The organism is Streptococcus sp. HMSC034E03 (assembly GCF_001811505.1).
In the GTDB taxonomy this organism is placed as follows: Bacteria; Bacillota; Bacilli; order Lactobacillales; family Streptococcaceae; genus Streptococcus.
The window spans coordinates 137,775-143,797 of the sequence record NZ_KV804976.1 but is presented as its reverse complement, the minus strand read 5'-3'; the positions used below and the strand labels follow the sequence as shown (position 1 = coordinate 143,797).

Below are 6,023 nucleotides of genomic sequence, written 5' to 3'. Positions count from 1 at the left end.
TATTTTGAGCGAAGTTTACCTCCTAGACCAGCTCACTATTTTGATTCAGAAAGTTTTAAAGAAATTACAAGGGGATTGTTAAGGGAACAAGAGAATCATGATGTCTACATGCATCTTATTAGAGATGCACAAGGTGTTATGAATCTGCCAACCTGTAAGTGAACTATGATACTGAATTTGTATATAGACTATTATAAAATAAAAGCATTCTAGCTAAGCTATTGATATATCAGGAATTACTAAAGGAAGGATATATATGAGAAATAAAATTAACTTAGAAGCAGAGTTAGCATATAAGAAAATTCGTGACGGAAAAAATAAATTTGGAAGTTACTGTAAGACTCTTTTTCATGTACATACTCCAGAGTCTCATGATTATAGATTGTTTAAAAAATGGAAAGACTTACCAGAGAATGATTGGATTAATTTAACTATTGATGACTATATTAAAGAGATTATAAATCAAAAAATATTTCCAGAAGAGGTGTTTCAAACAGATAAAGGTGAAAAGATTTTATATGAAAAATATCTTATGAATGGATTCAGTAGCGAAAAAGAACAGATTGCCTTTTTAACTCTTGCTCAAAATCTTTACAATGAAAATGTATCGGTAGTTGTAGTCTCAGACCATAATACCATATCAGGTATTGAAAAATTAAAATCTGCTATTAAATTAGTATCTGCTTTATCTCAGAATAAAAGTAAAGAGTATATTGAGGTAATAAATGGAGTGGAAATTTCTTGTGCAGATAAGGTACACGTACTTGTTGCCTTTCCTAACATCAAAATTAATTTCATTAAAAAATGGCTCAACTCTAATCTAATGAGTATTAAAGAAGGGTCTTTCAAGGCGAGTTTGGAGGTATTAGAGAAATTTATCGATGAAAATTGCTTTGCTTATATAGCTCATATAAATAGTTCAGATTTATTTAAAGAGGGGCATTTTTCTAACGCTTACAAGAAAAAACTTTTTTCAATAGCTTATACTCAATTCATAGGGGTATCGAATCTTGATAAAATAGATAATATCAATAGCTATCTTAAAGCATATTTAAAAAAGAGAAAACCAGCATTTGTTCTTGATAATGATTCTCATTGCATTGAGGATCATTCTATTAATCCGATGTGGATGAAATTTAGTAAAAGGAACTATGACCAACTTCGAGAGGCTTTATCAGAATATGATGTATCAATTGAGCTAAGCAATCCAAAAATTAACAAGACGAAAGCGATACGTGGAATTTATTTACCACCCCTTAAAAACTCATATCTGTTAAAGAATAATTCGGAATTTGTCATTAAATTTTCGGAGTCATTAAATTGTTTAATTGGAGGAAGGGGAACTGGAAAGAGTACTATTTTAGATTTGATTCAATTTGTGTTGTCACAAAAAGCTGATACGAAACAGAAATTTGAATTTCTTTCTAGGCACTCAAAAGTTTACATTTTATATGAGATGTCAAAGAAAGAGTATCTTATTGAATTAAATTTACCTACTCAGAAGGATGGAGAAGATATATATGAAACATTTGGAGTTAAGACAAAATGTACATCAAGATTTTGGTATTATGAAAGTCGACTAGGGGATAAAATTAGAGAAAAATATTTATCAATATATGAAGTTCTAGAGAATGACCAAATTAGTAAAGTTTCTAAACAAAAGAAATTACGTTTGATTGACCAAATGTTTGATAATAGGTATTCAGTAAACGAACTTGTAAATATTGCTAGTGATGACAGAATAAGTGATTATTTGTTTGAAGTAATTGCTAAAGATAAAAAGGAGATAAAAAAATATCAAATATCTGGAAAAATATCTTCCGTTGGTGGAATCGAACATTTCATTCTAAATCAAAATAAGCAATTAAAAAAGCAGAAAAATAAAATATTATCACTTATAATTCCATTTAATGATACCCAATCAGAAAAGTTAAAAATATTATATAGTCAGCAAAAAAACTTTGTATTACCTGAAAATTTTTATGTTTGGTTCTTCCCTGAAGGGAAAAATTTAGAAAATTCTTTTAAAGGTTACCGTTTGACATATCGAGAGATTATCGATTATTTTTCAATGATTTTTGATAGAAGCGGTTTTAAAACTTTTGTTACTATAATGAATAGTGGTGATCTCAAAGGTGAATATTCAATTAAAAAATTTGCTCAAAACAGTAGGTTGAAAAATGATATTTCTCTAAAAGAAGTAGATGATATATTGCTGAATGAAATTTTTGAACTTTGGAATAATGTGGATATTAATTTGATTAAGCTATATTTAGAAGATGTTTATAATAATTGTGAAAAATTATCTCTGGAATTTAATATCAATTCTAAAGTGACGGATGGGAATAAGAAAACAATTTTTAAAGAAGTAGTACATTTAAGTTTAGGGCAGAAGGTTGTTGCCATGCTTGATTTTATTCTTGCCTATTCAGAATTCACAAACGATAATCGACCATTGCTTATAGACCAACCAGAGGATAATCTAGATTCAAGGTATATATACAATAATTTGGTACAAATATTGCGAGATGTTAAAGCTAAACGTCAGATTATTATAGCAACTCACAATGCTACAATAGTAACAAATGCAATGTCTGATTTAGTTATTTTGATGGAATCAGATGGAGAACATGGGTGGGTAGAACAGAGCGGATATCCAAGTGAAGATAAAATCAAAAAACACATAGTAAACTATCTTGAAGGCGGCAAAGAATCGTTTGAACATAAGGTAAAAATATACAAGCGTGTAATTGATATAAATAAACTTAAAAATGATTAGCATTTAACTTTCAGAAAAAGATACATTTTTCGGAAAGTCAAAATGTTGTTATTTATGATATACTTATACTGAGTTTATATCTTTTGGATGTTCCAGGATCATGAACATTCTAATGTTTTATTTAGACATTATGGACCTCTAAGGAGGATGGATTTCAGTGGACTTTCCCAAATATTCATATCAATTCTAGCTGATAAGAGAAATCGAATCTCAAGGAAGTCCTTGAACTACAAAACTCTGTATCAATTTTAAATGAGCTAGGTGAAATTTCTAGCTTAATTTGACAAACTATGAAAAATAATGGAATAGTAATGAAACTAATTTATAGAACAAAAATTCATAGACCCAATAAATACGAACGCTTTCACAATGAATATTATCAAAAGGGAGATATCATTGAAAAACATACCATTTCTAGCACACGAGTACCAGGTCGTCTAGAAAAAGGTGAAACCAGAAGAAATGATTGTAAATATTTGAGCGCATCTTGGCATATACAAGATCCTAATATGCCACAATGGCTAAAACAATATATAGTCAATACATCAGAAACTCATACTGAGGACCTGATAAATGAATTACAGAAAGATGGATATCGTGTGCATGCATGTGATGATGAGCCTTTACTTATCTTTAAAGACAAGATTGTTAAAGTTTTCATTGATCAGGTATGGATAGATATTATTCCTTTGATAAAACTATACTATAATAGGAAAAAAGTTTCAGACAAATTACTCGAACAGTTTGAAAAAGATTGGCTTGATCTTAATGTCTCTTATCAACAACTGTTAGATAAACAAGAGGAAGCAAACTTACTTAAAAAAAACGAGAAATACGATAAATTTTATCAAAAATACTATGAATCCTACGACTCAGAAAAAGCAGCTGGTGAATTAAATAGATTTTTGTTAGGTATTATTTCTAATACAAAGGGTACTGAGAAGGAATATTTTTCACAATTACTGGAGAAAGTTCAAAAGCAAGACTTAACGCCTGAACTTTATGCTGATACCTTTGCAAAGATATTTACTCGAGAAAGATCTAAGATTCGTTAAAATGGTGTATCTCTATTTTAAGTATATACTATCGTCACTCCTAAATAATTTTTGCTTTTACATAATCTCCTTAAGAAAGATCACGATTATTGTGGCTTTACTTTTTTGGTGTTTTATATAAGCGTATTCGTGGCATAATATCTTTGAGGTAATATTTATGAATCAAAAAGTTACAAAAGTCAGACCAAGTTATCCTGTTGGCGAAGCACCTAATTTATGTATTCCTCAGCATTATAATGAGTATCATAGATTCTTATTGGGTAGATTAGGAAAGAGACCTCTGGTTGCCATTTGTATGAATCCTTCGGCTGCTAATGAAGAGTATAGCGATAGGACGATTAACCGAATTATTGGTGTTAGTCAGAAGTTAGGATATGATGGTTGGATTGTGTCAAATGTCTATCCAGAAAGAGCGACTTATGCCTCTGAGTTAGATGAGTTTAATTTGGAACTCGCAACAGAAAATGTTAGGTTGATAATTAATTTTTTGCTTGAGTATGGTATTAACGAGGTTTGGGGTGCTTGGGGGAATTTGGGGCATCCATCTCTACAACGAGGTAAAAAGTTACTTCTATCAGCTTTTAAGCAAAATGATATTCGAGTATACTCTTTTGCACCATTAACAAAGTGGGGAGAGCCAATACACCCATTAAATAGAAGTGTGAAGCAAAACTATTCATTATCCAATAAGATATATATTGAATTCTAGGAAAAATTATGGATTTAACTACCAAACTCCGTCTCAAGTTTGTCTGAGTCAGGTAAAATTGTCTAGCTTAATTTGACAATTGAGGTTTTATAATATTCGTGTACAATAATTATGTATAAATTAATTACAGGAGGCCCAATTGTGAAAAATAATTTAGATGAATTGACTTATTACGCAAGACTATTGACTAAACTTCGTAACAAGAAGTATGAATTCTATGTTGTATCTAGAATCATCCACTTATTAAATGATACAGAAATCCAATTTACAACACAACAGGTAGTTAGGAAGAATGATGGTAGGAGATATCTTATAGATCTATATTTTCCTCAGTTCCAACTAGCAGTTGAAGTTGATGAAAGTTATCATTTATCCAATGAGGAAGCTGATAGAGTGAGAGAAAGGGAAATAGTTGCTTATACAGACGTTGAATTCTTCAGAATTAAGTGTGATGATAACTCTAATATAGAGTCAGTTCATCAAAGAATTAACAAATTAATTGATAAAATTCGCCATCTAAAAAAGAACAGAAATTTCAAAGCATACTCATATCAGGATGAATTTTCAGTAGATAAATGGTTGAAAGTTGGCAAATTAAGAATATCTGACGGAGCAAAATTCAGAACACATGCAGATGTCTTGAGGTTGTTTGGGAAAAATTTTACCCTCCATCAAGCGGCTTCATCTCCTTTAAATGAGAAAGTACAGGTGTGGTTTCCAAAGCTGTACAAGAATAATGATTGGATTAATTTTATTTCTCCTGATGGAAAGATAATAGAGCAAACTAGAGTTGGAAATGACATGGAGATAAAAGAAATTAAAGATTCAATTGTATTTGCGCATCAAGAAGATGTATTGGGAAATATCTATTATTCTTTCAAAGGAGTTTTTAGATGTACAAGACATACAGAAAATGAAATCTACTATGAGAGAATTGCTACAGAAATTAATTTTTCTGATTACGAAAATAAAAAAATTAAGTAAATCTTATTAAAGATACGGCAAATTTATTAAATATTTTCGATCCATTTGATTAATCCTGAAATTAGAAATTCCTACTGTAGAGGATACTGCTATAAGTAGCAAACTTATTATTAATTATACAGGGATAATAAAAGGATAAAATTTGTGGTTAATTTTTACAGAACTAAACTTTTCCCCTATTTAGAATCTATTGATTCAAATTTTATGAAATTAATCAGTAGATATCGCTCTGAAAAGCCTTGATAATACACTGTTTTTAGTCCAACTGAAACCCAAACTTTCCAAACCAGGCTTGAAGAAAGCTCGTAAAGCATCACAATTCTCAAAACGTTAATCAATAGGATACTATCAACGTTTACAGACATTCAAGAATTTTCTCTTGGATGTCTTTTTTGTATAAAAAATAGTTGTTTTTCGGAAAGTTAGCTATTAATATTTATCAATGATAAAAATAGCATGTTTTAAGGGACTGACCCCAAAAAGTGAGAATTTAATA

The 6,023-nt window shown here is 30.0% G+C and carries 4 protein-coding genes and 1 pseudogene; all 5 read left to right on the top strand.

From position 1 onward, the window contains the following. Positions 1 to 141, top strand: a pseudogene (locus HMPREF2805_RS11465) (N-acetyltransferase); the annotation flags it as partial. A gap of 115 nt (positions 142 to 256) precedes the next feature. Further along, positions 257 to 2,779 (top strand): Spaf_1101 family AAA-like ATPase, encoded by a 2,523-nt coding sequence (locus HMPREF2805_RS04180; protein WP_075231524.1) that lies wholly within the window; start codon positions 257 to 259, stop codon positions 2,777 to 2,779. Positions 2,780 to 3,090: 311 nt separating this feature from the next. After that, entirely contained in the window at positions 3,091 to 3,834 is a 744-nt protein-coding gene (locus tag HMPREF2805_RS04175; protein ID WP_075231534.1) for a hypothetical protein, read from the top strand. Between the two features lie 157 nt (positions 3,835 to 3,991). Continuing rightward, a complete protein-coding gene (locus tag HMPREF2805_RS04170; RefSeq protein ID WP_075231523.1) occupies positions 3,992 to 4,543 on the top strand; it encodes a DUF1643 domain-containing protein in 552 nt (183 codons plus the stop codon). 141 nt (positions 4,544 to 4,684) lie between these two features. Next, positions 4,685 to 5,527 carry an AbaSI family restriction endonuclease gene (locus HMPREF2805_RS04165; RefSeq protein WP_075231522.1) on the top strand — a complete coding sequence of 281 codons (843 nt, stop codon included), beginning with the start codon at positions 4,685 to 4,687 and terminating at the stop codon, positions 5,525 to 5,527. Positions 5,528 to 6,023: the final 496 nt, after the last annotated feature.

Bases quoted from the DNA above. Each gene is read 5' to 3' on its own strand.
- HMPREF2805_RS04175 (WP_075231534.1), top strand. From the start codon at position 3,091: ATGAAACTAATTTATAGAACAAAAATTCATAGACCCAATAAATACGAA.
- HMPREF2805_RS04170 (WP_075231523.1), top strand. From the start codon at position 3,992: ATGAATCAAAAAGTTACAAAAGTCAGACCAAGTTATCCTGTTGGCGAA.
- HMPREF2805_RS04180 (WP_075231524.1), top strand. From the start codon at position 257: ATGAGAAATAAAATTAACTTAGAAGCAGAGTTAGCATATAAGAAAATT.